The sequence below is a fragment of the Stenotrophomonas sp. STEN031 genome, from assembly GCF_056759975.1.
Map to the genome: position 1 here is coordinate 47,166 of NZ_JBRREA010000014.1, position 26,196 is coordinate 73,361.

Below are 26,196 nucleotides of genomic sequence, written 5' to 3' on the forward strand. Positions count from 1 at the left end.
TAGTTTCGGCGCCATATGCTTGCTGGATGACCAGAGCATGTGGAAGGTGTCCTGACGCTCGGTGCTCTCGTGCTCATGCATACGAACGCAGTGGTCTCAGTGTCGACTATCTGGATATCCAACTCACCAATTCCTTCCAATCGCTCAATCAAGTCGTATCGATCCACGTAAACGTGCGTTGAGCTGATCAACCAGCCACAAGAGACTACCGCGAATGATCCCGTGCAGGCGTGCCTGGTGGCTACGATAGAGCAGCACATGGCTGGCCTGCGCCAGCCTTCCGCGTAGCGTTGTCCCCTTGAGCAGGCCGAACTTGCCCAGCGACGCAAATGCGTCGTACTCGCCTAGTGACACCAGGGATCCAAGGTCGCGGTGCACGAAGTCAGGGGGCGTCAAGCCTCGCTCGATCACGCGCGGAAGTTGGCGGATGAGGTATTGCGCCTGCTGATGTGCAACCTGTGCTGTCGGCGGCAAGGAGCGCTGGTTGCCCGACAAAGTAAGGCTCGCGCAATCGCCCACGGCGTAGATCCGCGGGTCCTGCGTCGTCTGCAGCGAGGGCCGTACCAGTAACTGGTTGATAGCATTCGCTTCCAGCCCCGCTAGATTCGACAGCAAGTTCGCAGCCTTGACCCCGGCCGCCCAGATCTTTAGGGATGCCTCCCGCCGAGTGCCGTCGCTAAACAGGAAGGCATCGGCATCCACTGCGCTGACCCGTGTGTCGGTGTACACACGGACACCCAATTGCTCCAAACGCGCTCGGGTAGCTTCAGAGATGTCTTTGGGAAAGGCGGCCAGTAATCGCGGTCCGCTCTCGATTAAAGCAACTGACATGCGCGACATCAGGTCGTGGGCGCCATACGCCGCCGCTGATTCGGCCAGTTGCACCAATTCGGCAGCCAACTCCACGCCTGTGGCGCCGCCGCCAACTATCCCGATTGAGAGTTGGGCATCCTGCGCCACGCACTGCAGGACACGAAGTCGAATCTCCCGGTTGAATGCATCGGCCTGCTCGCGCGAGTCGATCCGGTAACAGTGGTTTGCGGCACCACGCGTCCTGAAGTCGTTCGCTTGACTGCCGATGGCAATAATCAGAGTGTCATATCCAACTATGCGGCCGGGAATCAGAAGTCGCCCGTCGTCAGCGTAGACTGCGGCGATCTGCAGTTCTCGCCGTTCCCGATTCAGGCCGCACAGCTCGCCAGGCTGGTAGACGAATCCGGTATCGCGCGCCTGCGCCAAGTAGGGTGTTTGCTGCTGCGAAACATCGCGCGTACCTGCCGCGATCATGTGCAGCATAGGCTTCCAGACGTGGGCCGAATCCCGATCGACCAGTGTGACTGTGGGCGTTCCCGGACGTCGCCATCGGCGGGCCAATGCGCTGGCAATCTCCAGCCCCGCCACGCCCCCTCCAACGATCACTAGGCGATGTCTTTGCCGCTGATCAGTCATGATAGAACCCCAAGCAGAAAGGCTGCAGGCGGAACCTGGCAGGCTTGTGAATGTGACGGCGGCAAGGCGCTGACCCACGGCATCGCCTTGGCGGCCGTCACCTTACCGGCGAAGGTATCGACGCGCACTCCCGCACCAACCTCGTTGATGCCGGAGACCTGGCTGCGCACGTGGATGCGGATACCGGCGCGCAGTGCCAGCTGTTTCAGTGAGACGATGAACTTGGCCGGATCAACGATCCACTGCAGGATCCGGGCCGCGCCGAAAGTCTGGGCGCTCGTCACCGCGACCTGCTCTGGCGACACCAAGGCGCAGTCGTAGCCGAGCTCCTGCAGTTCGGCGATTGGGTAACGGCGATGGGCTCGGGTGACCAGTAGCTGTGGACGGACTTGGGCATGGCAGCTTACCTAGTCGAGTGCGACGACTCGGCCGCAGCGGGGGATGGCAGGTCGGCGTGGCGCGCGCGCGCGTCCGAACCGGTGGCGGATGCCGTGGGCTGCTCCAGGACCCAGTCGACGACTTGGGCAGCCAACGCATCCGACGCGGCGCCGAACGCAGCTATCACGTCGGTCTCGCGTTTGCTCGCGGCGGCATGCACCACCTCAAAGCGCCGGCTGACGCCGGCGCCCGCACGGTCGCGCTCGGCCAGTTGCGCGTCGAGCCGGATCGCCACCACCGGCGCGGTGCCGCGCTGTTCGACCTGAAACGCCCGCAGCGCGCCGAGCAGGTCCAGTTCGGCGGCGGGCGCCGCACTGTCCACGTGCACGGTCAGTCGTCCATCCTGGATGAAGGCTTCGGCCAGGCGGTCGCGCAGCAGGACCGGTGCGGTATCGGCCCAGCGCAGTCCCTGCCAGGCCGCAAGGCGTCCATCGGGCTGGGCAATGATGACCCGGTCCGAATCGAGCACCCGATTGCTCGCCGGGGAATGGATGACCAGTATGGGGCCATCGGCGCGCGGCCCATGTACGCCGCTGCGCGCCTGTGCCGGGTGCTGCAACGGCAGTTGGTAGGTGGCGGCTGGCGCCTGCTTGGGCAGGATGCTGCAGGCCGGCAGCGTGGCGGCGAGCAGGAGCGCCGCGAAGGTCGCGGGCAGCTTGCGGGAAGCATGGGTCATGGGGTGGTTTCCTCGATGTTCTCGCTGCCGAGCAGGTAGCCGGCGGGGTTGCGATCCAGACGGCGCAGCACGGTGTTGAGGCTGGCCAGTGACTGCCTCAGTTCGTTCATCGCCGGGCCGGTAGCGGCCATGCCCTGATCCAGCGAGGCCGCATTGCGCTGCAATAGGGCTTCCATCCGCGCCGAACTACGCTCCAGCGAGGCCATGGCCTCACGCGTGCTGGCCAGTGCGGGGCGTCCCTCCTCGTTGAGGATCGCTTGGGCATCGTCGATCACGGCATTGGCCTGGCGCAGTGCCGCGGTTGATTCCCGGCTCGCTTCGGTCAGGTTCTTGACCAGCCCGGCCAGCTCGGTGCGCTGTCCGGCGAGCGTGCCGGTGGTGTCCTCGAGGTTCACCAAGGTCTTATGCACCAGTGCCACGTTCTCTTCGGAGAACAGTTCATGCGTGCGCAGCAAGATGCCGTTGATCGTGGTCATGGTGTTGCCGTCGCCGGAGACCAGCGAAGCCAGAGCCGAGCGCGGCGCCAGGATCAGCGGTTCCTCGCCCTCTTTCCTGGGTAGCAGCGGCACGTCAGGACCACCGTCGCTCAGCTCGATCACCGCAGCGCCGGTGATGCCGGTGATCACCAGTTCGGCCCGGGTGTCCTGGCGAATCGGAATCGAGGTCTCGATGCGCACACGGGCGATGGCCCGGCGCGGGTCCTCGGGCAGCAGTGACAAAGCAGCGACCTCACCGACGGTGATGCCGCTGTACTGGACCGGGCTGCCGATCGAGAGCCCGGTCACCGGCTCGTCGAACATGACGCGGTAGTAGTGGAAGTCACGGTCGGAACGGGCGTCGCCAAGCCACAGCGCGACGCCGAAGCCGAGCGCGGCCAGGAAAAGGACGAAGACGCCGATGGCGACGTGGCGGGCACGGGGCTCCATGATTCAGTGCACCTCTCTGATAGGCATGCGGCTGTTCGGCGCAGGCGCGCGCGACCGCGGTCGGGGGAAGGAGGCGGACCCGCGCATCACGGCGGCGCCGCGCGCGGGGATCCGGCGCGCGCCTGCACCGCCGCGCGGCCGCGCGGTCCGTGGAAATAGGCCTGGATCCAGGGGTGGTCGAAGCGCTCCACCACCTCGATGCTGTCATTGACAAGCACCTGCCGATTGGCAAGCACCGCCACGCGATCGCAGATCGTGTAGAGCGAGTCCAGGTCATGGGTCACCAGGAACACGGTCAGCCCCAGCGCATTGCGCAAGGTCAGAATCAGCTGGTCGAACGCGGCTGCGCCGATCGGGTCCAGTCCTGCCGTCGGCTCGTCCAAGAATAGGATGCCCGCGTCCAAGGCTAGCGCCCGCGCCAAGGCCGCACGCTTGACCATGCCACCCGACAGGGATGCCGGCGACTTGTCGCCGGCATCCGGTGGCAGGCCAGCCAGCGCCAGCTTGCTGCGCGCCAGGTGCTCGGCCTGGGCACGCGGCAGGCCGGCGTGCTCGATCAGCGGCAGGGCGACGTTCTCGGTCACGCTCAGCGACGAGTACAGGGCACCCTTCTGAAACAGGATGCCGAAGCGCCGTTCCAGATGCGTGCGCGCTGCGCCGTGGAGCTGCAGCAGATCCAGGCCTTCGATGCGGACCACGCCGGCATGCGGGCGCTGAAGACCAACGATGCTACGCAGCAGGACCGATTTGCCGGTGCCCGAACCGCCGACGACACCCAGGATTTCGCCACGCCGAACGTCCAAGTCCAGGTTCTGGTGCACCTGCTGCTCGCCGAAGCGGTTGTCCAGCGCGCGCACCTCGATGGCATGAGTTGCCGTTCCGTTCGAAAGGCCGCTCACCAGCCCATCTCCATGAAGAACAGCGCCGCCAGCGCGTCGAGCAGGATCACGACGAAGATCGACTGCACCACGCTCGAGGTGGTGTGGTCGCCCACCGACTGCGCGCTTCCGGAGACCTTGAAACCCTCGTGGCAGCCGATCGCGGCGATCATGACGGCGAAGAACGGTGCCTTGCTCAGCCCGACCAGAAAATGCCGCACCTCGATCTTGTCCTGCACTATGGCCAGGAACTGCGCCAGCGAGATGTCGAGACTCAGCACGCAGACCGCGGCACCGCCAGCGATGCCCGCCAGAACGCCCACCAAGGTCAGCAGGGGCAGCGAGACCAGCAGTGCCAGCACCCGCGGCAACACCAGCAGCTCGATTGGGTTCAACCCTCCCGAGCGCAGCGCGTCGATCTCCTCGTTCGCTTTCATCGAGCCGATCTGTGCGGTGTAGGCGCTGGCGGTGCGCCCGGCGATCAGGATCGCCGGTAGCAGCACGCCGAACTCGCGCATGAACGAGAACGCGACCAGGTGCACGGCGAAGATGCTGGCGCCGAAGTTGGCCAGCACGGTTGCGCCGAGGAAGGCGACCACGGTACCGACCATGAAACTCAGCAGGGCGACGATGGGCACAGCATCGACAGCGACACGCTGGATCTGCGCGACCACCGCAGTCAGCCGCCAGCGCCGCGGGTACGGCGCAATGCGCAGCCAAGTCTCCAGGATCTGGCCGACGAAGCCGGCCAGATCCAGTAACGAATGCAGCCCCCGCTCGGCCGTTGCGCCGATGCCCGCGATGCCGCGCAGCCATGCAGGCGCGGAATCGAGCGCAGGGTGCCCCGCGACCTGTTGGGCCTCCGCAGCGTCCACCAGCACCTCCAGCAGGGCTCGGCGTTCCGGCTCCAGCCGTGGATCGGCGCGCAGGTGCTCGCGCGCCAGCACTGGGCCGAGCATCTCGACCAGCAGCGCCGCGCCCGCGGTGTCGAGCTGGCGGACCTGCGTCCAGTCTAGGAACGGCACCGCGCGCTGCGCACCGGGGTTTGCGCGCGCGTCGGATACCAACGTGGCCAATCGGCCGTAGTGCTCGATCGTCCAGTCGCCGCCGGCAATCCAGGCCGCGTGTCCGTCAGCGTTGGCCTCGCGGCGTAGCCATGCCTGCGTCATCGCAAAGCCTCCTGGTCGTGGCGCAACGCGGACCGGAGTCGGCGTGCATGCATGGCGGAGGGGAAACTCATGCGGTCGCTTCCCCATTCGTGGACTTGCCGCCGCTGCGCACGCGCAGCGAGAACAGCAGGTCGTACAGGATCGGAATCAGGCCCAGCGTCACCAGTGTTCCCAGCGCTAGGCCGCCGATCATCGTGATCGCCATGCTGGTCCACAGGGGACCGCCGAACAGCATCAGTGGGATCAGGCCGACGATGCAGGTCAGCTTGGTCATCACGATCGGGCGCAGCCGCATCACAGCCGCCGAGATCACCGCCTCGCGCCGCGCCAGGCCCGAGGCCAGTTCAGCCTCGATGCGCTCGAGCAGGAGTACAGCGTTGTTGACGATGATGCCGGCCAGCGCCAGCAGGCCGAAGGTGGCGATGAAGCCGAACGGGTAGCCGGTCAGCAGCAGCGCCAGGGCCGCGCCGATCAGCACGAACGGGATGCTCGCCACCACGATGAACAGCTTGCGGAAAGAATTGAATTGCCACACGAACAACAGCAGGATCATGATCAGCGCATGCGGCATGAACTGCAGCAGCGACTGGTTGGCTTCAGCCGAATCCTCTATCTCGCCGCCAAGTTCGATGCGGTAGCCCGGCGGCAGCTCGATCGCATCGATCTGCGGCGCGATCTCGGCGACGATTCCATTGGCGGTCATGCTGGGATGGCGGCCGGTGACCGTCAGCGTGCGCACCAGGTTGCGGCGCATGATCGTTGAGGGCTCGCTCGCCGTGGAGACCAACGCGATCGCCGATAACGGTAGCGGCGCGCCGCCCGCGCCGGGATAGACCAACGTATCGGCCGGGCTGCCCGCGGCATCGCGCTCGCGCGCATCGCCGCGCAACACGATCGGCGCAGCCACGCCGTTGTCGCGGATCAGCGAGGCCTGCAGGCCGCTGTAGCGCAGTTGCAGTGCTTGGGCCACGTCTTCGCTGCTGATGCCGGCGCGGCGCGCCTTGAGCTGGTCGACCTCGACCACGTAGCGCGGCACGCGCGGCAACCAATCGTCGTAGACGTCCTGAATACCAGGCAACCCGCGCAGCGCCGCGGCGATGCGCTCGCCCGTCTCGCGCAGCACCGCCTCGTCCGGGCCGACCACGCGGTAGATGGCCACGCCGGCCTCGGTCGCACCCAGCGGGAAGCGTTTGGGCTCGGCGCGAGCCTGCGGAAACGCCTCGCGCATGTACCGATGGGTGCGGTCGATCACCTGCTCGATGTCGGTGCCCTGCGCGACGCTGACGGTGAAGTAGGCGATGTTGCTGCCCGGCAGCGGGGGATTCAGGCCCAGCACGATGCGCGGACCGCCGTCGGCGACGTAGCCGATGCTATCGGTCACCTCTGGATTGACCTTGTCGTCGGCGAACCAGCGGCTCATCGCCTCCACCGTGCGCAGGGTTTCGCGCGAGTCGCTACCAGGTTGCAGGGTCACCGGCATCTGGAACTGCAGTCGGTCGGACTTGGGCAGGAAGTCGTAGGGGATCGACGCCAGCACAACGCCGGCGCCGGTCAGTAGCACCAGCATGGTGCCGATGAACAGCGCCTTGTGGTCCAGCACCCGGGTGATGATCCGGCGGTAGCCGCGGTAGAAGCGCGAATCGTACTGGCCAGCACCCTCGCCGTGGGACGGATGCACCTTGGCGAAGTACAGGCACAGCAGCGGCGTCACCGTGATGCTCAGCAGCCAGGAGCCGAGCAGGGTCAGGCCGAGTACGATCGGCAGCGAACGCAGGTATTCGTTGGTGGCGGTCTGGCCGATGAAGAACGGCGAGAACGCCATCACGATCACCAGCGAGGAGGTCAGCAGCGGCACCGCCAGCGTGCGGCCGGCCTCGATACATGCATGGCGGCGCTCTTCGCCGGCGGCCAACCGTCGTTCGATGTCCTCGGCGATGACGATCCCGTTGTCCACCAGCAGGCCGAGAGCCATGATGATGGCCGCGATCGATACCGTCTGCAGTTCCACGCCCAGCGCGCGCATGGCGATCAGTGCGCCGAGGATGGTCAGCGGCACGATCGCGCCGACGATCAGACCGGTGCGCCAACCCAGAAACAGCATCACGACGACCATGACGATCAGGATTGTCTCGCCCATGACCTGGTGCATGCGGCCCATCTCGCGCGCGACCACGTCGGCCTGGAAGGTGACCACGTGCTGCTCGAAGCCGGCCGGCAACTGCCGTGCGGTCTCTTCCAGCTTAGTACGCAGCTGCGCACCGAAGTCGCCGATGTTGTAGCCGGTGGCCATCGACACCGCGACCACCACCGCCGGCATGCCCTCGTAGACCGCGGCGCTCTCGGGCGGATCGGCCGGCATCACCTCGATCCGGGCAAGATGTCCCAGCGGCACCTCGCGCGTACCGCCCGCACCGGATGTGTCCGACACCGAGACCAGAAAGTGGCGCAACTCCTCGGTGCTGCGCAACTCGCCGGAAGTGGCCACCGTCATCGCCAGCCCCGAAGCCGACACCAGCCCACCGGGCGCGACCACGTTCTGCGCCTGCAACTGCTGCATCACCGAGGCCGGGCTCAGCCCGGCCTCGACCAGGCGCCCGCGATCGAACGCCACGTAGACCCGGTCTTCCTGCAGGCCATAGAATGTCACCCGCTCGACGCCAGGCAAGGTATGCAACTGCGCGCGCAGGTCGCGTAGCGGCTCGCGCATCTCGCTCATGCCGAAGCCCGGCGCGGTGACAGCGATCGAGGCCACCGCCACCCGTCCGAAGTCGTCGTCGACGAACGGCCCGAAACTGCCGGCTGGCAGGGCCTGGCCGGCCTCAGCCGACTTGGCGCGGACGCGCTGCCACAGCGCCGGCAGGTCCTTGACGTGGTCGTAGGCGGTGAGCTGGATAGTCGCGGTGCCGGGCCGCACCGTGGTGACGATCCTCTTGAGGCTGCCGATCTCGCGCAGGCGCTCCTCGACCGGCTTGGCCAGCAGGGCCTCGACCTGTTCGCTGGGCATGCCGGGATGCGAAATCGTCACCAATGCATCGCGAATCGTGACCGTAGGTTCTTCCTGTGAAGGAAATCCGAGAAAGGTGACGATGCCGCCGACCAGTACCATCAGCGCGGCGAACAGGGTCAGGCGGCTGGCACCGAGGGCCGAATGGGTCAGCTTCATGGGCGCCCCGCTTCATTCAGGCGCGAAGCGGAGCGGAACGGCAGCACCGCTTGGCCGTCGCTGAGGAAGGCGCCGCCAGCGGTGACCACCTGGTCGCCTGGCTGCAGGCCGGCGGTCACGCGCACGCGCTCGCCTTCGACCGAGCCGAGTTCGACGCGGCGGCGGGTCACGGTGCCCACCTTGGTATCGTAGACGTACACCGCATCCTCGCCCTGTTGTCCGACTACCGCCTGCAGTGGCACCGACAGGTCGACTGCGGACTCATTCGAAAGCGCGAGCAGCAGGCTGTCGCCGCTGCGCAGCGGTACCGAGGCCTCGGTCACGTCGAAGATTGCCTGGACGCTGGCACCGCCTTCCAGCCGTGAGGAGACGCTTCGCAAGCGCAGCTCGAACGTCGCCTGCGGCGCGTCCGAGCGCATCGCCCGCACCAGCGCGCCTGGCGCCAGGCCCTGCGCGACCGAGCTCGGCAGCGTCGCCAGCGCCTGCGGCTGGCCCTGGCCCTCGACCTGCAGCACGGTCTGCCCGACCAAGGTATCGGCCTGGGGCTGCAATTGGCGGGCCACCACGCTGCCGTCGAACGGCGCACGCAGCTCGCTCTGGCGCAGCGCGCGTGCAGCCAACGCGCGGTCGGATTCGGCCACGCGCAATTGCGCCCGTGCCGAGTCGTCGGCGACCTGGGCGCTGGTCAGCGTCGCTTGCGAAATCGCTCCGTCCTCGAACATCGCTTGCTGTTGTTGCAATTGGATCTGCCGTTCCCTGGCCTGCACGGTGGCCGCGCGCAGGTTCGCCTCGGCCTGTGCCAGCCGCAGCCGCGCCGGCTCGGCGTCCAGACGCGCAAGCACCTGGCCCTTGCGCACGCGGTCACCCACGTCCACGGCGATCTCGGCGATGCGCCCACCGTTCTCGAACGCCAATTCCGCGCGCTGCTCCTGGCGCAGGGTGGCGACGAAGCGCGAGGCGGCGGCGGCCGAACCGGCCCCGACGGCCTCCAGCTTGACCGTGCGCAGCGGTTCGGGCGCGGGCGTGTCGGGACTGCAGGCCGACAGCAGTAGTGTCGCGACCAGCAGGCCGGCGGGGACAATGGAGCGCGCAATGGGCATAAGGCTACCTCCGGTCGCCTGCGCGCCGGTCTGAAGGGGGGAAGGGATAGTCGGCGCCGCTGTCCAGGTGGAGCAATCCGGCACGGGCGAAAAGCGAAGCGTCATTGGTCGGGGTCCTCTCTCAAAGCCGGGCGGGCAGTTCGACGCCGTAGAAGGCCCTGAACAGTGCGATGCGGCTTAGCGCCAGATCGCGCTGAGCGTGCAGGTGGTCGAGCGTGGTGCGGGTCGCCTCGATACGGTCGGCCAGCAGGTCCTGGCGATCCGCCAGCCCGCGCGAGACGCGGCGCTCGGCGCGTTCGAGACGCAGCGCCGCGAGCCGATCCTGCTCGCGCAACTGGGCTTCGGACACGGCGAAGGTGGCGCGGGCGTCGAGCGCGTCGGCGACTTCGCGGAATGCGGCCTCGATGCTGCGCTCGTACTCGATCACGCCGGCGTGCCTGCGGGTCCAGGCCAGGTCGAGGTTGGCGCGGTTGCGGCCGAAGTCGAAGATCGGCAGCACCAACTGCGGCATGAACGACCAGCTGCGGCTGCCCGAGCTGAACAGATCGTCCAGCGAGTTGCTGGCGCTACCCAGCGAGGTGCTCAGGCGGATCGAGGGAAAGAAGGCTGCGCGGGCTGCGCCAATGTTCGCATTGGCCGCGCGCAGCTCGGCCTCGGCCTGGCGGATGTCGGGACGCTGCAGCAGCACCTTCGAATCCAGATCGCGCAGTGCCGCCATTGCGTCGGGCGCCTCGGCGAGCGGTGCCAGCGGGCCGGGTGCCACCTCCGCATCGAATCCGGTCAGCAGCTGCAACGCCCGCCGCGCTGCTGCGGCATCGTCGCCGGCGCGCAGTGCGGCCACCTGCGCCTGCTCGGTGGCGGCACGCCGGCGGTCCAGCGCGTCGCGTGCGATCAGCCCGATGTCGTACTGCCCTTGCGCGATCTCCAGCAGCGCCGCGTTGTCCGCATGCACGGCCTGCAGGCGCTGGTGCGCCTGCGTCGCCGCGCAGACCAGCGCATAGGCCCTTAGTACCTCGGCGACCAACGCGCCGCGCGCTGCCTCCTGCCCAGCCTCGCTGGCTAGATAATGTTCGCGAGCGGCATCGGATAGCGACTTCAGTCGTCCGAATACGTCCAGTTCGTAGTCGCTGATGGCGATGCCGGCACGCGACAGATCCTGCTGGTAGCGCTCGCGTAGCGCGGGATCGTCGAAGCTCTGTCGGGTCTGCTGCGCATCGATACCGGCCGTGGGCAGGCGCGCAGAGCGCTCGACGCGGTATTGCGCGCGCGCCTGCTCGACCCGAAGCGCCGCAAGTCGATAGTCGGCGTTGTGCGCCAGAGCGCGCACTACCAGCGGCGCCAGGGCGCCGTCGGGCGTCAGGGCGCCCAGGAACTCACGCTCCTGATCCGTCAGCGCCGCGGGCGCGGCCTGCTCTGCGGCGGTGGCGGCCGCTGCAGCGCGAAGCTGCCCGAACGTCGCCGGTACTGCCTGCGGCGGCCGCTCATAATGCGGTGCCATCGAGCATCCAGCGAGCCACGGCGCGGCCAGCACGGAGGCCATCAACCAGGCCGGGACATCGCCAGACAATTTTGGGAACATGCGAATTCTCCAGCGTGTTACAAGAATCGGTGTAGGTTGCCTTCGGGACTTGAAGGGATGTTTCGGGTTTTTTTTAGATTTGATTAAGAAGCGCCGCTTCGCGCCCAGCGCGATCACGTGGCGCATGCACGAGCGAGTGGAGTCAGCATGTCTCAACAGAAAATACTGGTCGTCGAGGACGATCTGGACAGCGCCAGCATCCTGGAGGCCTACCTGCACAAGGACGGCTTCCAGGTCAGCAAGGCACACGACGGCGCGCAGGCCCTGCAGTTGCACGCACAGTGGCGCCCCGACCTGGTCCTACTGGACGTCATGCTGCCCAAGGTCAGTGGTACCGACGTGCTCTCCGCTATTCGCCGTGTTGGCGACACGCCGGTGATCATGGTCACCGCCATCGGCGACGAGCCGGAGAAACTCGGCGCACTGCGCTACGGCGCCGACGACTACATCGTCAAGCCCTACAGCCCAAAGGAAGTGGTGGTTCGCGTGCACGCAGTGCTGCGCCGCGCACGCCCCTCGCCGCGGCCCGATGGTCTACTGCGCCACGGCAACGTCGTAGTCGATACCGGTGCGGTTTTGGCCAGCGTGGAGGATGCATCGGGACAGCCAATTCCGCTGTCCCTGACGCCTGCCGAGTTCAACCTACTGGCCAAGCTGTTGAAGACGCCGTTCAAGGCCTTCACCCGTCATGAACTGCTCGACGCCTGCTTGCCCGAAAGCGATGCACTGGAGCGGTCCGTCGACGTGCACATGCACAACCTCCGCCGCAAGCTAGAACAGCGTGGTGTGAGCGGCGTACTGATGACAGTACGTGGCGTCGGATACCGTTTCCAATGAAGCTGCGTACGCTGCTGTGGCCGCGCCGGCGTCCGGGCTCGCTATGGTGGTGGTTCGGTCTGCGCATGAGCGCGCTGGCCGTAGGAACCGTGTTGGCGGTGGCGATCGGCATGTGGGCGTACTTCGACATCGCCGATACGCTAACACTGCGCCAGGCACCGCCGGAGACGCGCCAGGAGATCGAGCGGCTGCGTGAGGATCCTCGCGGCAATGAGCCTCGGCTGTGGGAGCTGATGGAGCGCTACCACAACATCGAGCGATTCGGCCCCGGCCTGACCAATCCTGACTGGCTGATGTTGGCCGTCATGGTCGTCGTCGCAATCCCTGTCGTCATCCTGGTCGGGCTGTGGTTGTCGCGACCACTTTCGCGTCAGTTCGTACTGATCGCAGAAGCAGCCCGCAGAGTCAGTGAAGGCCATTTCGGTAATCGCGTCGATGCGGTGACTACCGCACCCGACGAATTGGCGGGCCTTGTGCGCAACTTTAACGACATGACCACGCGGCTACAGCAGTACGAGCGCGAGGTGCGTGACTCCAGTGCGATGCTGGCGCACGAATTGCGCACGCCGCTCAACGCGGCCATGGGCCGTGTCCAAGGCATGATGGATGAGGTCTTCCCGCTGGAGCAGGATCAGCTTGGTGCGATTCTTCGCCAGCTCGAGCAGATCAACCGGCTGGTGGGCGATCTACACCTGGTTTCTCTGGCGCGTGCCGGGCAGCTCCCGCTCGAAATGGACAGCTTCCCGCTGCAGGAACTGATTGCGGAGCGGCTGGAATGGGCCGCAGCTGACCTGGATCGAGCAGGCATTAAGCCGGTTGTGTCGGCTGCGACCCATATCCAACTGTATGCCGACCGAGATCGCATAGGGCAGGTACTGACGATTCTCGTCGAGAATGTCCTGCGTTACGCGGCGCGCGGCAAGACACTGGAGATCGACGCAAATAGTACGCCGTTGGGCACAACGATTACCGTCTCGGACCACGGGCCTGGCGTCGCACCAGAACATCTTCCCGCGATGCTCGACCGCTTCTGGCGCGCCGAAACCTCGCGAGCGCGTCATTCCGGTGGAAGCGGACTTGGCCTGGCGATAGCTGCGGCCGTCTGCCGGGCACACGGGGGCGAGCTGGAATGCGGCAATCGTAGCGCTGGCGGCTTGATCGTAAGCGTGCGCCTGCCGACGCGGACTTTTGTCTCGACCGGTTGACCTGAGACCTGAAGTAAGCGGACGAAAGTCGTGGCGAATACTGAGCTACGAATTGGCGAGCTGGCTATTAGGGAATGCGCCGGCCCAGTCAAGTGCTTCTGGCAACTGCCAGTCTCGTCGAGAGACTTATCCAGCATTGGACAACGGCAGCAAGCGGATCTGAATTCATCTCTCAACTGATCGGCCTTTTTACCGGTGTGCGAAGCCGCGCAGTTCGTCACCAAAGGTGTGCTGGTAGCCAGTCACAACATCGATTGCGGATAGGGCTGCATGTGCTGCGCGTACTGTTTGATGGTGTCCTGACGCAATCCATGCCTAACGAAAGGTCAACCATATCCAAAGAAAATCTTTAAATTCCACGCGCATGCTCGCCACGCTCCGAAAGCAAGCTGCCGTGCAATGCTCATCCCGTCCCTGCTTCTGCCGCCCCGGCAGGCAATCCAGCCCGCACTTCTGGAGCGAGCCGGCAGTTTCCATCGCGCCACCGCGCCCGCTCGGGGGTTGTTCTTACTCTCCGTGCTGTGCTGGGTCTCGACGGCACTGGCCAGCGAGCCATGCCAAGCTCCCGCCACCCCCAGAAGTGCGAGCACGCTCAACCTGCGCATGGACAACGACCTGCTCGGCGGCACCGGCCAGGATCAGGGATATTCCAACGGCATATTGGCGACGCTGGTCTCCCCTAACCTAGCAGATCAAGCGAATTCGACCTGCCTGCCGGGCGTGGCGCGCTGGCTCAGCCAGCAGTTTGCCGAACGACAATCATCGACCATCGATGAATGGCATCTCACTGCCGGATTCGGCCACCTGATGTTCACGCCCACGGAGCGAAAGCGGCGGGGCCTGATTGCCAGCGACCGCCCCTACGCCGGGGCGCTGATGTTCAGCTTGGGATACAGCGCGCGCACGGGTGATGTCCTGCGGACGTCCCAGTTGCGCGTCGGCGTGGTAGGCCCCTCGGCCAAGGCTGGCGAAGTACAGAACGCGCTGCACCGCGTCATCGGTGCTGACAGCTCTCTTGGCTGGGACAATCAATTGCATGACGAGCCCGTGATCCAACTGATTCACGAGCGGCGAGAGCGTCTGCGCAGCAGCTCCTCGTCCCAGGCTTGGCAGTGGGACGCCATCGGGGCGGTGGGTGGCAGCATTGGCAACTTCGCGACTGCCGCCCATGCAGGGATGGAACTGCGCCTGGGCACTGAGTTGTCGGACGACTTCGGCATGGCGCCGCTGCGTCCGGCCGGTGAGAACACCACAGCCTTTCAAACTCTCGCGGATGGCATGTGGCGTAGCCACCTGTTCCTGTCCCTCGATGCCCGCTGGGTGATGCGCGACATCACACTCGATGGCAATACCTTCCGCAACAGCCACAGCGTCGATAAGCGCCCCTTCGTCGCCGACATCGGCTACGGCATCGCGGCCGACCGCGGGCGCTGGCGGATCGCCTTTGCACGTTATCACCGCACCCGCGAGTTCGCAGGGCAGCGACAACGACCGGTCTTTGGTAGCGTCACCTTCACCCGAGGCTTCTAAGGAACAGTTCGAGACATCCAGAGGTTATCGTCCCAGCGCCGCATTCGCGCCGTGCAATGGCAAGCGACTTAACAAAATCCAAAAGAATCCCAAAAGAATTCTTCAAGCAAGCCCGGCAGGCTGCTACGGCGGACAGATGCACAAACGCACAACGTGAGGCGGAAGAAGCTTGGGCACGACCTGGTCGTTTCGTCCGCCGACAAGCGTTTGTCATGGTTGCCGCAAAGCCGACCATAAAGTCGCATCCGATTTGCAGACTCCGGACATACTACCAAGGCGGACACATGAACAAATTTGTAGCCATCATTTTTCCAGATGAAGCGCGGGCCTACGAAGGGGTCCTGGCGCTTCGCGAGCTGCATCGAGAGGGCAGTATCCTCCTTTACGGCGAAACGGTAGTCGTCAAGGACGAAGCCGGCAAGCTCTCGATCAGGGAAGCCAAGTCGGCGGGCGGGCTTGCAACCACGATTGGCGCAGTTACTGGTGGTCTTCTCGGCTTGCTGGCAGGTCCGTTCGGCACAATCGCAGGACTGACCGGCGGCGCGCTTCTCGGCGGGCTTAAAGATATATTCGATGCTGGAATTTCTGGGGATTTTATCAAGGTCATCTCCGAAGAACTTACGCCTGGCAGGAGCGTGGTCATTGCCGAAATCGATGAGGGCTGGACTTCGCCCCTTGATATTCGCATCGCCCCTCTAGGCGGCGTGGTGGTGCGTACGTTCCGTCACGAAGTCGAGGAAGCCCAGATCCGACGCGAGATCAATGACATCACGAACGAATTGACGTACCTACGCGAGCAACTGCTCCAAGAGGGTAAGCATGCTGGCACAGAACTAAAGGTGCGCATCGAACTGTTGGACAAATCCTTGGCCGAAGCCAGCAAGCGAATTCAAGGGAAGGCCAAAGCTCTTCGCGAAGAAACGGAGGCTGTAATCGTCTCATTACAAGCGCAGGCCGAGGGGGCTGTCGAATCGGCTGGAAAGCGGATTGAACAACGCATTGCCGATATCCAGGAAGACTACGATAAGCGCGCTGCCAAACTCGAACAGGCTTGGGAACAAACCAAGGCCGCGCTGAGATAGCGGCAAAGAAAGCGATCGTCTAAATCGTTGCCCATTGCGCTCTAACGACCCGCGCGGTCGTCGTGGTGGAAGTGCTCGCAATTCTCCTTCTCCAGTTGGATGAGGTCGCTGGCAAGCTGGTTTCAATCCCTCCCGATCCGAGGGAAAGGAGGTCGAGCCAGATGTATGGATGAAATGTGTTAATGAAAAAATACGCAATGGACATCAGGTCGATATGCAATTAGTGAACCTAAAGGATCGGTCGTTCATTCTCGCGCTGATCGTAATTACGCTGCTCTTCGGCCTACTGCTATGGCCGTTCTACGCAGCAATCTTTTGGGCGACGGCGCTAGCAGTGCTGTTCTGGCCGCTCTACGAGCGCATCTTGTCATCGATGCCTCGATCCCCGGCACTGGCATCTCTTTTGACCATAGTAGCGTGCGTGCTGCTCGTAGTGGTTCCGCTTGCACTGGTCGCTATATCTGCTGCGCAGGAAGTAGTGCAACTCTACGATCACCTACTGGCTGATGGCGGCAGCGGCATCGAAGCCCGTATACATCAGGCCGTAAAGACGGCTCCTCCTTGGTTGCGGGCGTGGCTGGAACGGATGGGCCTCAACCAGTTGGATGGCATCCGCGGCAACACAGTACAGATCCTCGAACAAGCGCTGCAATTCATCGCCTCGCACGCCGTCGCAGTTGGTCAAGATACGCTGCGGCTTGCAGTGAGCTTCACGTTGATGCTCTACCTTCTTTTCTTTGCTTTCCGTGATGGAACGAAGGTGGTCGAGAATTTACGTGACGCATTACCAATCGAGCGCAGCTACTTGGGTGAGTTGGGGCTTCGGTTCGAGAACATGGTGAAAGCGACGATTAAGGGAAGCCTGATGGTCGCGGGCATCCAGGGTGCGCTTGGAGGCGTGCTGTTCTGGTTGCTCGGAATCCAAGGAGCAGTTTTGTGGGGTGTCGTAATGGCAGTGCTGTCACTAATCCCCGTGCTGGGGGCGTGGTTGGTCTGGGGGCCGGTGGCACTTTATCTTCTAGCAACGGGTGAAGTGGCAAAAGCGGCTCTTATGGCCGCGTTCGGCGCCGGTGTAATCGGATTAATCGACAACATCCTGCGACCGATCCTCGTTGGTAAGGAAGCTCGCATGCCGGATTATATCGTCCTGCTATCCACTCTCGGTGGAATCTCGCTTTTTGGATTGACCGGTCTCGTCGCTGGACCGGTTATCGCGGCCTTTTTTATGGCGGCCTGGTCATTGTTTGTCGCAGGAAACACAAGTGGCGAATCCAGCACTCCGCATGCTTCAGCCGAGCCCGAGAATTCGGGGTAGAGATTAACTCCCGGGTATGGCGAGACCATGACAATGGAACTACGACACCTTCGCTATTTCCTTGCCGTAGCCGAAGAATTGCACTTCGCCCGTGCGGCTGAGCGGCTGCATATTGAGCAATCGCCGCTGTCGCGCGCCATCAAGGAGCTTGAAGAAGAACTGGGCGTGATTCTGCTTGCCCGCACCACTCGCAGCACACGACTTACTCGTGCCGGAAAGTTATTTATGGATCATGTGCCGCGCGTCTTCGCAGCATTGCAGCAGGCTCGCGATAGCGTGCAAGCAGCTGCGAACGGCTTCCACGGGCAGTTGCGCGTGGCTCTTTCCGATGGCATCACCCCGTCGCGTTTGCCGGGGCTCTTGGCGCTGTGCCGCCAAGAAGAGCCAGAGGTTGAGCTTCGGTTCTTCGAGGTGCCTCTATCGCAGCAGATCAAGGGACTGCATGATGACCTCTATGACGTGGGTTTCGCGCAGTCCGACGAAGTGGGCGACAGAGTTGTCGCCATGCCGGCCTGGAGCGATACGCTTATGGTGGCGGTGCCTGCGCGGCACCCTCTGTTGGTCCACAAGCGCATCCCTTTGGATGCGCTGTTGCGTTACCCGCTAGTGCTATGCGATCCACAGGTGTGCGAGGGTCATGCCAAGCACGTCGAACGTGTGCTGCGTCGGACAGGCATGGAGCCGTTGATAGCCGAGCGTGTGGCCTCCTGCGATCTGATGATGGCGCTGGTATCCGCAGGCTTCGCGTTGGGTCTGACGGGCGAGGCGCACATTTCCACCAGTCGCGAAGCGGGCGTTGTGGCACGGCCGCTTGCATCGCGTGTGCCGCCGCTGACGACCTACTTGCTGCGCCTTGAGGGCGATCCATCCGATGAGATCTCGCGCTTCATCGAGCGAGTGAAGGCCATCCAGTCGCCAGAGTCTCCCAAGCATCGACCTGATTCCCCGGGAGCGCTTGCGCCATGAAAAGGATCATCCCGCTTTTGCTGGTGACCGCGATGACTGCCTGCGGCCAGTCCGAAGCGCCTCAGAAGATCAACGCTTCCGAAGCGAATATTCCAACAGTGGAAGAGCTTGCGGCCAATCCTGAACGGCTCAAGGAACTGCGCCAGCACTGCAAGACTGACCGCCCAAAGTTGGGTGGCGTGCTGTGCAACCGGGTGGCCGAAGCTACGCGCAAGCGGTTCTATGGCGACGGCGAAACGCCATACACGCCTCCGAAGGAACCGCCCAAGTTCTGATCGTTGTCGGTTCGACGCATCATCTTCATTCTCCTGTTCGACACGCCGCAATGCGTCTTCGCTTGCGGCGCTTTTCTTTGACTCGCCACTGCACTCATTCTTTCTTTTTTCTTGACTTTTCTGCTCAACACGGTCTTTGACCAGCACTGACTTGACACCGAACCTGACGCCTGCGGCACGCCCCTGTGCCGCGATCTCCATGAGGAATCAGCGCAGGAGAAATCGGAGGCCAGGTCATGCAAGGGACGAACGTGCTGTTTGGTCAGATCGCCGTGGTGCTCGGCATCGTGATCGCCGGAGTGTGGGCCGCCACACAATGGACGGCAGCGGCCCTTGGCTATCAAGTACGCCTTGGCTCGCCCTGGTTCGACTTTCTTGGCACGTCGATCTACCACCCGTGGAAACTGTTTGAGTGGTGGTTCTTCTTCGGCGCCTATGCACCGGAGGTCTTCGACACCGGCGGCGCGATTGCCGGCGCCAGCGGCATGGCCGCCGTGGGCGTCGCCATCGCCATGTCGGTCTGGCGCTCGCGTCAAGCACGCATGGTCACAACCTACGGCTCTGCGCGCTGGGCGAACGCACAGGACATTCGCAAGGCTGGCCTCACACAGCCTGCCGGCGTGTTCCTGGGCCAGCATGATCGCCAATACCTGCGTCATGAAGGCCCGGAACACGTCCTGACCTTCGCACCCACGCGCTCGGGCAAGGGCGTTGGCCTCGTGGTGCCGACGCTGCTGTCATGGCCGGCCTCCGCCGTCATCCACGACATCAAGGGCGAGAACTGGCAGATCACCGCCGGCTGGCGCTCGCGCTTCTCGCACTGCCTGCTGTTCAACCCGACCGATGTGCAGTCGGCGGCCTACAACCCGCTGCTGGAGGTTCGACGCGGCGCGCATGAAGTTCGCGACGTGCAGAACATCGCGGACATTCTCGTTGACCCCGAAGGCGCGCTGGAGAAGCGCAACCATTGGGAGAAAACCAGTCACGCGCTGCTGGTCGGGGCCATCCTGCATGTGCTCTATGCGGGCGAAGACAAGACGCTGCGCGGCGTCGCCAACTTCCTGTCCGACCCGGCCAGCCCGTTCGAGCTGACTTTGCATCGGATGATGACCACGCCCCATCTGGGCAATGGGCCGCATCCTGTCGTCGCTTCGGCGGCGCGCGAAGTACTCAACAAGTCGGACAACGAGCGTTCCGGCGTGTTGAGCACCGCCATGTCGTTTCTCGGCCTGTACCGTGATCCGACCGTGGCCGCAGTCACGTCGCGCTGCGACTGGCGCATCGCTGACCTGATCGCTGCCGAGCATCCGGTGTCGCTGTATCTGGTGGTGCCGCCTTCGGACATTTCTCGGACGAAGCCGCTCATTCGCCTGATCCTCAACCAGATCGGTCGGCGCCTCACCGAATCGCTCGATGGCTCCGACGGCATCGAGCGTCGCCACAAGCTGCTGCTGATGCTTGATGAGTTCCCGGCGCTGGGACGCCTGGACTTCTTTGAGACGGCGCTGGCCTTCATGGCCGGCTACGGCATCCGCAGCTTCCTCATCGCGCAGTCGCTCAACCAGATTGACAAGGCGTATGGGCAAAACCACTCCATCCTCGACAACTGCCATGTGCGCGTGACGTTCGCCACGAACGACGAGCGCACCGCCAAACGGATCTCCGAGACGCTGGGCACGGCCACCGAGCTGCGCGCCCAGCGCAACTACGCGGGCCACCGACTCGCGCCGTGGCTCGGGCATCTGATGGTGTCGCGCCAAGAAACAGCGCGCCCGCTGCTGACGCCGGGCGAGGTGATGCAGCTTCCGCCTGACGAGGCGGTGGTGATGGTGTCCAGCGTCGCGCCGATCAAGGCCAAGAAGCTGCGCTACTACGCGGACAGCAATTTCAAGCGCCGTGTGCTGCTGCCTCCCGCGCTCGCGGACGGGCAGTACGCGGACGTGCCGCCGTTGCGTCTGGACGACTGGAGCGGCCTGGCGATTCCCGCCGTGCCCGTTGCGCCGGCGTCCGATACCGCCGAGGGCTTCGCTGCCTCTGCCGACGACGGCGGCCCGCGCCGTCAGCCCGAACTCTCCGAAACCGTCGCCTACGCCCCTGAGCTGGCCGCGCCTGCGGCCGACCTCGCGCTGCTCGATGACGACGACGACCTGCCGCTTCCCCTTCCTCGCCAGCTTGACCCATCCATGCAGCGCACGGCGCGGCTGGCTTCCCTCGACCCCAACGACGGAATCGAGCTATGAGCCACTACCGCCTCAATCTGTTCATCCAGCCTGAGCACGCCAAGCGGCTCGATGAACTGGCTGCCAAGAAGGGCGTGTCCAAGTCGTCCATCGTCGCGGCGGCGCTCGCATCGTGGCTGTCGCCCGATGCCGGCGACCAGCGCGAAGCGGCCATTTCCAAACGGCTTGATCGCCTCTCGCGCCAGGCCGAGCGCATGGAGCGCGACCAGAACATCGCCATCGAAACGCTGGCGCTGTTCATTCGCTACTACCTGACCGTGAGCACGCCGGTTCCCGAGGCGCATCAAGACGCGGCACGCGCGCAGGGCAAAGTGCGCTTCGAGCAGTTCACCGAGCAGCTTGGCCGCCACCTGCTGCGGGGCCGCAGCCTGGTTCGTGACGTGGTGGAGGAACTGCATCCCGATCCGATGCGGATGGAGGACGCGGCGGCAGCCGCGCAAGCGCAGGAGCGTGCTTCATGAGCGCCGCTCCGCAGTCCATGAGCGCCACGTCGCTCGACCGGCGCATCCAGATGCTGCGCACGGCGATGGGGCCGCTGATCGCCGCCGCGCTGGAAGACCCGGACGTGGTGGAAATCATGCTCAACCCCGATCGCACCCTTTGGGTGGATCGCCTGTCGTCGGGTCGTGCGCCGATCGGTGTGGAGATGCCCGAGGCCGATGGCGAGCGGATCATCCGCCTCGTCGCGGCCCATGTGGGCGCGGAAGTCCATCGCGGCCAGCCGCTGCTATCCGCCGAACTGCCCGAAACCGGCGAACGCTTCGAGGGCATCTTGCCGCCCGCCGCGCCAGGGCCGGCCTTCGCGCTGCGGAAGCGCGCCATCGGCGTGATCCCGCTGGAGCGGTACGTCATCGACCAGATGATGACCGCCGCCCAGGCGGGCTTTCTCGTTCGCGCCGTGCGCGAGCGGCAGAACGTCCTGATCGCCGGCGCCACCAGCAGCGGCAAGACCACGCTCGCCAATGCGCTGCTGGCCGAGATCGCCGCCACGGGCGACCGCGTGCTGGTGCTTGAAGACACGGTGGAGCTGCAATGCGCGGCCCGTGACCACGTTCCGCTGCGCACCCGCGCAGGCGTGGTATCGATGACCGAGCTGGTTCGCTCGTCCATGCGCCTGCGGCCTGATCGCGTCGTCGTTGGCGAAGTGCGCGGCGCCGAGGCACTGGATCTCATCAAGGTGTGGGGCACAGGCCATCCGGGCGGCATCGCCACGATCCATGCCGGCTCCGCGCTCGGCGCGCTGCTGCGCCTGGAGCAACTGATTCTCGAAGTGGCGGTGAATCCGCCCCGTGCGCTGATTGCCGAGGCGGTCAACGTGGTGATCCACATAGCCGGACGCGGGCGCAAGCGCCGCATCGAGAGCATCGCCCGCGTCGTCGGCTTCGACGGCGTGGGCTACCAACTGGCGGACGCGCTGGAAACGCCGTTTCCCGAGCTGCCGCCACGTCCCGATGCCGCACCCGCTGCGGCGACTTCCCGATCCCCTCACTCACTTGGAGAACTGCCATGACGCAGATGACCATTCCTGCTTTCCGTGTTTCCGTAAATCCGCCTTCTCACTTGTCTAACTCTGCACGGCTGCGCTGCCTGGGCCGCCCTGCGGGGCAAGGACTGCTGCTGGCCGCGCTGCTGCTGTTCCTGGCTGGAACAGCACAGGCCGCCGGCTCCTCGATGCCGTGGGAAGGCCCGCTGCAATCCATCCTCGAATCCATCCAGGGGCCGGTAGCTCGCATCGTCGCCGTCATCATCATCATCGCCACGGGCCTCGCGCTCGCGTTCGGCGACACGTCTGGCGGATTCCGCAAGCTGATCCAGATCGTCTTCGGCCTGTCCATCGCTTTCGCGGCTTCCAGCTTCTTCCTGTCGTTCTTCAGCTTCTCCGGCGGGGCCGTCGTATGAGCGCCCCGGACGCCTTCACGGAAGGCTTCGAGGTGCCGCTGCATCGCTCGCTGACCGAGCCGATTCTGCTGGGCGGTGCGCCGCGCACCGTGGCGATCGCCAACGGCACGCTGGCTGCCGCGGTCGGCCTGGGCCTGCAACTGTGGATTCCCGGCGTGGTGCTCTGGATCGTCGGCCATTCGCTGGCGGTGTGGGGTGCGCGCGTCGATCCGCAGTTCATGCAGGTCTTTGCGCGGCACATCAAGCACCGCCCGCTGCTGGACGTGTGAGGGGAGGACGCCGCGATGCTGAACCTCGCCGAATACCGCCAGCGCCCGGCCTTGCTTGCTGACTGGCTGCCCTGGGCCGGACTGGTCGCACCGGGCGTCGTCTTGAACAAGGACGGCAGTTTCCAGCGCACAGCCCGGTTTCGTGGGCCCGACCTCGACAGTGCGACGCAAGGCGAACTGATCGCCACGTCGGCGCGCTTGAACAACGCCCTGCGCCGCATGGGATCGGGCTGGGCGCTGTTCATCGAAGCCGACCGCCGGGCCGCTGCCGACTATCCGCGCTCGGAGTTTCCCGAACCGCTTTCGTGGCTGGTGGAGGAAGAACGCCGGGCCGCCTTCGAGGAATCGGGCCATCACTTCGAGAGCGGCTATCACCTAACGCTGCTTTACCTGCCGCCGGAAGAATCCCGCGCCCGCGCAGCCAGGATGCTCTACGAGAACACGCCGACGAATGGTGTGGACTGGCGCGAGCGGCTGCAAGCCTTCGTCGCGGAAACGGATCGCGTCTTTGACCTGCTCGACGGCGTGATGCCGGAAATTGACTGGCTCGATGACGCGCAGACGCTGACCTACCTGCACGCGACCATCTCGACGCGGCGCTATCGCGTGGGCGTGCCCGAAGTGCCGTTCCACATCGACGCGCTGCTGACCGATTCCGCGCTGGTCGGCGGCCTGGCGCCCATGCTGGGCGACCAGCACCTGCGCGTGGTGTCGGTGCGCGGCTTCCCGACCTCGACCTGGCCAGGGATTCTGGACGACCTCAACCGCCTCGGTTTTGCGTACCGCTGGAGCACGCGCTTTCTCTGCCTCGACAAATCCGAGGCGGAACGGGAGTTGGGACGCCTGCGCCGCCAATGGTTCGCCAAGCGCAAGAACGTCATCGCGCTGCTGCGCGAAACGATCTTCCAGCAGGAAAGCCCGCTGGTCGATACCGACGCCAACAACAAGGCCGCCGATGCCGACGCTGCCTTGCAGGAGCTAGGCAGCGATCAAGTCGCCTTCGGCTATCTGACGGCGACCGTCACCGTCATGGACGAGGACGCTGCCGTCGCAGACGAGAAGCTGCGCATGGTGGAGCGCGTCATCCAGGGTCGGGGCTTCGTCACCATCCCTGAAACGCTCAATGCCGTGGATGCCTGGCTGTCTTCGATCCCCGGCAACGCCCACGCGAACGTGCGCCAGCCCATCGTTTCGACGCTGAACCTGGCGCACATGATGCCGGTGTCGGCGGTGTGGGCCGGGCCAGAGAAGAACGACCACCTCGACGGCCCGCCGCTGATCGTCACACGCACCGATGGCGCCACGCCGTTTCGCCTCGTGACGCACATCGGCGATGTGGGCCACACGCTGGTCGCGGGGCCGACTGGCATGGGCAAGTCGGTCTTGCTCGCCACGCTGGGGATGCAATTTCGCCGCTATCGCGGCTCGCGCATCGTCGCCTTCGACATGGGCCGCTCCATGCGGGCTGCGATCCTCGGCCTGGGCGGCGAACACTACGACCTGGGCACGGATGGCGAAATCGCTTTCCAACCACTCGCGCGTATCGACCGTGAGGGCTATCGCACGTGGGCCGCCGAATGGATCGAAGGCCGCTTGGTGCACGAAGGCGTGGCGGTCGGCCCCGACGAGAAGACAGCTATCTGGTCGGCGCTGGGAAGTCTCGCCGGTGCGCCGGTGGAGCAGCGCACGATGACGGGGGTCTCCGTGCTGTTGCAATCGAACACGCTGCGCCAGGCGCTGTCGCCTTATGTGCTAGGCGGTGCCCACGGCAAGCTGCTGGACGCCGACCATGACCGCCTCGGCATGGCCGACGTGCAGTGCTTCGAGATGGAGGAGCTGATGCACAGCAAGGCCGCCGTCATGGCCGTGCTGCATTACCTCTTTGCGCGCTTCGATGAACGCTTCGACGGTGCGCCCACGCTGCTGATCCTCGATGAAGCGTGGTTGTTCCTCGATGACCCGGTGTTTGCCGCGCGTATCCGCCAGTGGCTCAAGACGCTGCGCAAGAAGAACGTCAGCGTCATCTTCGCCACGCAGAGCCTTGCCGACATCAAGGATTCGAGCATCGCGCCCGCGATCATCGAAAGCTGCGCCAGTCGCATCTTCCTGCCGAACCCGCAGGCGACCGAACCGCAGATTCGCACGATCTACGAGGGCTTCGGCCTCAACAGGCGACAGATCGAAATCGTCGCAACCGCGCAGCCCAAGCGCGACTACTACTACCAATCCCGCCTCGGCAACCGCCTGTTCGACCTCGACCTGGGGCCGGCGGCGCTGGCGTTTGTGGGCGCTTCCACGCCGCAAGACCAGCGCGACATAGACCGCGTGCTGCTGGACGCCGGCGTGCCCGGCTTCGCGGGCGCCTGGCTGCGCCATCGCGGCCTCGATTGGGCGGCCGACCTGCTGCCCTCGTTCCCCGGCCTCGCGCCGGGTTCCCTCGCTGACCAACCCCTGGAGAATCTGCCATGAAGAAGCGTCTTATCGCCGCCGCCATCGCGGCCATGCTTTGCACCGCCACCGCCCATGCGCAATGGGTCGTGGTCGATCCCACCAACCTCGTGCAGAACACGCTGACCGCGATCCGCACGCTGGAGCAGATCAACAACCAGATCCAGCAGCTTCAGAACGAAGCGCAGATGCTGATGAACCAGGCGCGCAACCTCGCCAGCCTGCCGTCCAGCGTAGTGAACCAGTTGCGCGCCAATCTGGCGACGACCGAGCGGCTGATCGCGCAGGCCCGCGGCCTGGCCTACGACGTGACGAATCTGGATCGGGAGTTTGCGCGCCTGTATCCCGAGCAGTACGCCGCCACCGTCAGCGGCGACCAGATGTACCGCGATGCGCAGGAGCGTTGGCGGAACACGCTCAACGGCTTGCAGACCACGATGCAGATGCAGGCACAGGTGTCGCAGAACCTGGGCGAAGACGAAAGCGTGCTGGCTGACCTCGTGGGCAAGAGCCAGTCGGCCGAAGGCGCGCTCCAAGCCATGCAGGCCATGAACCAGTTGCTGGCCTTGCAGGCCAAGCAGTCGATCCAGTCGCAACGGCTCCAGATCACGCAGGATCGTGCGGCCTCGCTGGAACTGGCGCGGCAGGCGGCCGCCACCGAGCGAGCGCGCGAAGTGCGGCGGCGTTTCATCGGCGATGGCACGCCGTACACGCCGCAGCGCGTGGATTTCTACGGCAATTGACAGGAGGCC

23 protein-coding genes are annotated in these 26,196 nt (G+C 64.9%); 14 read left to right on the forward strand and 9 right to left on the reverse strand.

The window, feature by feature from the left end; translation table 11 throughout:
- Positions 1-144: 144 nt before the first annotated feature.
- The 9 genes from ACVOLQ_RS08790 to ACVOLQ_RS08830 form a co-directional block, all read right to left on the reverse strand.
- The gene (locus tag ACVOLQ_RS08790) at positions 145-1,449 is read right to left on the reverse strand and encodes an NAD(P)/FAD-dependent oxidoreductase (protein ID WP_031687786.1); all 1,305 of its coding nucleotides are present in this window, start codon (positions 1,447-1,449) and stop codon (positions 145-147) included.
- Entirely contained in the window at positions 1,446-1,823 is a 378-nt protein-coding gene (locus ACVOLQ_RS08795) for an FAD-dependent oxidoreductase (protein WP_128665403.1), read from the reverse strand. The genes ACVOLQ_RS08790 and ACVOLQ_RS08795 overlap by 4 nt, the downstream gene beginning before the upstream one ends.
- Positions 1,824-1,852: 29 nt before the next feature.
- Positions 1,853-2,563, reverse strand: a complete 711-nt coding sequence (locus tag ACVOLQ_RS08800; protein WP_023093945.1) for an ABC-type transport auxiliary lipoprotein family protein — start codon at positions 2,561-2,563, stop codon at positions 1,853-1,855.
- Positions 2,560-3,489: an MlaD family protein gene (locus tag ACVOLQ_RS08805; protein WP_023093946.1), complete on the reverse strand. Its 930-nt coding sequence runs from the start codon at positions 3,487-3,489 to the stop codon at positions 2,560-2,562. The genes ACVOLQ_RS08800 and ACVOLQ_RS08805 overlap by 4 nt, the downstream gene beginning before the upstream one ends.
- Positions 3,490-3,575: 86 nt before the next feature.
- Positions 3,576-4,391, reverse strand: coding sequence for an ABC transporter ATP-binding protein (locus ACVOLQ_RS08810; RefSeq protein ID WP_481527745.1), 816 nt, complete (start codon positions 4,389-4,391; stop codon positions 3,576-3,578).
- Entirely contained in the window at positions 4,385-5,536 is a 1,152-nt protein-coding gene (locus ACVOLQ_RS08815) for an MlaE family ABC transporter permease (RefSeq protein WP_023093948.1), read from the reverse strand. Before ACVOLQ_RS08815 ends, ACVOLQ_RS08810 begins: the two co-directional genes overlap by 7 nt.
- A 67-nt stretch (positions 5,537-5,603) precedes the next feature.
- Positions 5,604-8,699: an efflux RND transporter permease subunit gene (locus ACVOLQ_RS08820; protein WP_023093949.1), complete on the reverse strand. Its 3,096-nt coding sequence runs from the start codon at positions 8,697-8,699 to the stop codon at positions 5,604-5,606.
- A complete protein-coding gene (locus ACVOLQ_RS08825; protein WP_023093950.1) occupies positions 8,696-9,799 on the reverse strand; it encodes an efflux RND transporter periplasmic adaptor subunit in 1,104 nt (367 codons plus the stop codon). The genes ACVOLQ_RS08820 and ACVOLQ_RS08825 overlap by 4 nt, the downstream gene beginning before the upstream one ends.
- Positions 9,800-9,920: 121 nt before the next feature.
- Complete coding sequence (locus ACVOLQ_RS08830; RefSeq protein ID WP_023093951.1) at positions 9,921-11,378, reverse strand: efflux transporter outer membrane subunit; 1,458 nt, start codon at positions 11,376-11,378, stop codon at positions 9,921-9,923.
- 147 nt (positions 11,379-11,525) lie between these two features.
- On the opposite strand from ACVOLQ_RS08830, the gene ACVOLQ_RS08835 reads away from it, so the two are divergent.
- The 14 genes from ACVOLQ_RS08835 to trbJ all read left to right on the forward strand — a co-directional run bounded on the left by ACVOLQ_RS08835 (position 11,526) and on the right by trbJ (position 26,187).
- Positions 11,526-12,215 (forward strand): response regulator, encoded by a 690-nt coding sequence (locus tag ACVOLQ_RS08835; protein ID WP_023093952.1) that lies wholly within the window; start codon positions 11,526-11,528, stop codon positions 12,213-12,215.
- Complete coding sequence (locus ACVOLQ_RS08840) at positions 12,212-13,420, forward strand: sensor histidine kinase (protein WP_023093953.1); 1,209 nt, start codon at positions 12,212-12,214, stop codon at positions 13,418-13,420. The genes ACVOLQ_RS08835 and ACVOLQ_RS08840 overlap by 4 nt, the downstream gene beginning before the upstream one ends.
- Positions 13,421-13,921: 501 nt before the next feature.
- Positions 13,922-14,950, forward strand: a complete 1,029-nt coding sequence (locus tag ACVOLQ_RS08845; RefSeq protein WP_414715478.1) for a lipid A deacylase LpxR family protein — start codon at positions 13,922-13,924, stop codon at positions 14,948-14,950.
- A gap of 284 nt (positions 14,951-15,234) precedes the next feature.
- Positions 15,235-16,032: a DUF1269 domain-containing protein gene (locus ACVOLQ_RS08850; protein ID WP_023093955.1), complete on the forward strand. Its 798-nt coding sequence runs from the start codon at positions 15,235-15,237 to the stop codon at positions 16,030-16,032.
- A 169-nt stretch (positions 16,033-16,201) separates the two neighbouring features.
- Positions 16,202-17,347, forward strand: a complete 1,146-nt coding sequence (locus ACVOLQ_RS08855; RefSeq protein ID WP_055312169.1) for an AI-2E family transporter — start codon at positions 16,202-16,204, stop codon at positions 17,345-17,347.
- A gap of 33 nt (positions 17,348-17,380) precedes the next feature.
- Complete coding sequence (locus ACVOLQ_RS08860; RefSeq protein WP_023093957.1) at positions 17,381-18,313, forward strand: LysR family transcriptional regulator; 933 nt, start codon at positions 17,381-17,383, stop codon at positions 18,311-18,313.
- Positions 18,310-18,588, forward strand: a complete 279-nt coding sequence (locus ACVOLQ_RS08865; RefSeq protein WP_023093958.1) for an EexN family lipoprotein — start codon at positions 18,310-18,312, stop codon at positions 18,586-18,588. Before ACVOLQ_RS08860 ends, ACVOLQ_RS08865 begins: the two co-directional genes overlap by 4 nt.
- Before the next feature lie 236 nt (positions 18,589-18,824).
- A complete protein-coding gene (locus tag ACVOLQ_RS08870; protein ID WP_023093959.1) occupies positions 18,825-20,828 on the forward strand; it encodes a conjugal transfer protein TraG in 2,004 nt (667 codons plus the stop codon).
- Positions 20,825-21,289 carry a ribbon-helix-helix protein, CopG family gene (locus ACVOLQ_RS08875; protein ID WP_023093960.1) on the forward strand — a complete coding sequence of 155 codons (465 nt, stop codon included), beginning with the start codon at positions 20,825-20,827 and terminating at the stop codon, positions 21,287-21,289. The genes ACVOLQ_RS08870 and ACVOLQ_RS08875 overlap by 4 nt, the downstream gene beginning before the upstream one ends.
- The gene (trbB, locus tag ACVOLQ_RS08880; RefSeq protein ID WP_023093961.1) at positions 21,286-22,338 is read left to right on the forward strand and encodes a P-type conjugative transfer ATPase TrbB; all 1,053 of its coding nucleotides are present in this window, start codon (positions 21,286-21,288) and stop codon (positions 22,336-22,338) included. Before ACVOLQ_RS08875 ends, trbB begins: the two co-directional genes overlap by 4 nt.
- Complete coding sequence (locus tag ACVOLQ_RS08885) at positions 22,335-22,727, forward strand: TrbC/VirB2 family type IV secretion system protein (RefSeq protein ID WP_023093962.1); 393 nt, start codon at positions 22,335-22,337, stop codon at positions 22,725-22,727. The genes trbB and ACVOLQ_RS08885 overlap by 4 nt, the downstream gene beginning before the upstream one ends.
- A complete protein-coding gene (locus tag ACVOLQ_RS08890) occupies positions 22,724-22,996 on the forward strand; it encodes a VirB3 family type IV secretion system protein (protein WP_023093963.1) in 273 nt (90 codons plus the stop codon). Before ACVOLQ_RS08885 ends, ACVOLQ_RS08890 begins: the two co-directional genes overlap by 4 nt.
- A 15-nt stretch (positions 22,997-23,011) precedes the next feature.
- Positions 23,012-25,465, forward strand: coding sequence for a conjugal transfer protein TrbE (gene trbE / locus ACVOLQ_RS08895; protein ID WP_023093964.1), 2,454 nt, complete (start codon positions 23,012-23,014; stop codon positions 25,463-25,465).
- Positions 25,462-26,187, forward strand: coding sequence for a P-type conjugative transfer protein TrbJ (gene trbJ / locus ACVOLQ_RS08900; protein ID WP_023093965.1), 726 nt, complete (start codon positions 25,462-25,464; stop codon positions 26,185-26,187). Before trbE ends, trbJ begins: the two co-directional genes overlap by 4 nt.
- Positions 26,188-26,196: the final 9 nt, after the last annotated feature.

Bases quoted from the DNA above. Each gene is read 5' to 3' on its own strand.
- ACVOLQ_RS08790 (WP_031687786.1), bottom strand. From the start codon at position 1,449: ATGACTGATCAGCGGCAAAGACATCGCCTAGTGATCGTTGGAGGGGGC.
- ACVOLQ_RS08800 (WP_023093945.1), bottom strand. From the start codon at position 2,563: ATGACCCATGCTTCCCGCAAGCTGCCCGCGACCTTCGCGGCGCTCCTG.
- ACVOLQ_RS08805 (WP_023093946.1), bottom strand. From the start codon at position 3,489: ATGGAGCCCCGTGCCCGCCACGTCGCCATCGGCGTCTTCGTCCTTTTC.
- ACVOLQ_RS08815 (WP_023093948.1), bottom strand. From the start codon at position 5,536: ATGACGCAGGCATGGCTACGCCGCGAGGCCAACGCTGACGGACACGCG.
- ACVOLQ_RS08820 (WP_023093949.1), bottom strand. From the start codon at position 8,699: ATGAAGCTGACCCATTCGGCCCTCGGTGCCAGCCGCCTGACCCTGTTC.
- ACVOLQ_RS08825 (WP_023093950.1), bottom strand. From the start codon at position 9,799: ATGCCCATTGCGCGCTCCATTGTCCCCGCCGGCCTGCTGGTCGCGACA.
- ACVOLQ_RS08830 (WP_023093951.1), bottom strand. From the start codon at position 11,378: ATGTTCCCAAAATTGTCTGGCGATGTCCCGGCCTGGTTGATGGCCTCC.
- ACVOLQ_RS08835 (WP_023093952.1), top strand. From the start codon at position 11,526: ATGTCTCAACAGAAAATACTGGTCGTCGAGGACGATCTGGACAGCGCC.
- ACVOLQ_RS08840 (WP_023093953.1), top strand. From the start codon at position 12,212: ATGAAGCTGCGTACGCTGCTGTGGCCGCGCCGGCGTCCGGGCTCGCTA.
- ACVOLQ_RS08850 (WP_023093955.1), top strand. From the start codon at position 15,235: ATGAACAAATTTGTAGCCATCATTTTTCCAGATGAAGCGCGGGCCTAC.
- ACVOLQ_RS08855 (WP_055312169.1), top strand. From the start codon at position 16,202: ATGAAATGTGTTAATGAAAAAATACGCAATGGACATCAGGTCGATATG.
- ACVOLQ_RS08860 (WP_023093957.1), top strand. From the start codon at position 17,381: ATGGAACTACGACACCTTCGCTATTTCCTTGCCGTAGCCGAAGAATTG.
- ACVOLQ_RS08865 (WP_023093958.1), top strand. From the start codon at position 18,310: ATGAAAAGGATCATCCCGCTTTTGCTGGTGACCGCGATGACTGCCTGC.
- ACVOLQ_RS08870 (WP_023093959.1), top strand. From the start codon at position 18,825: ATGCAAGGGACGAACGTGCTGTTTGGTCAGATCGCCGTGGTGCTCGGC.
- ACVOLQ_RS08875 (WP_023093960.1), top strand. From the start codon at position 20,825: ATGAGCCACTACCGCCTCAATCTGTTCATCCAGCCTGAGCACGCCAAG.
- trbB (WP_023093961.1), top strand. From the start codon at position 21,286: ATGAGCGCCGCTCCGCAGTCCATGAGCGCCACGTCGCTCGACCGGCGC.
- ACVOLQ_RS08885 (WP_023093962.1), top strand. From the start codon at position 22,335: ATGACGCAGATGACCATTCCTGCTTTCCGTGTTTCCGTAAATCCGCCT.
- ACVOLQ_RS08890 (WP_023093963.1), top strand. From the start codon at position 22,724: ATGAGCGCCCCGGACGCCTTCACGGAAGGCTTCGAGGTGCCGCTGCAT.
- trbE (WP_023093964.1), top strand. From the start codon at position 23,012: ATGCTGAACCTCGCCGAATACCGCCAGCGCCCGGCCTTGCTTGCTGAC.
- trbJ (WP_023093965.1), top strand. From the start codon at position 25,462: ATGAAGAAGCGTCTTATCGCCGCCGCCATCGCGGCCATGCTTTGCACC.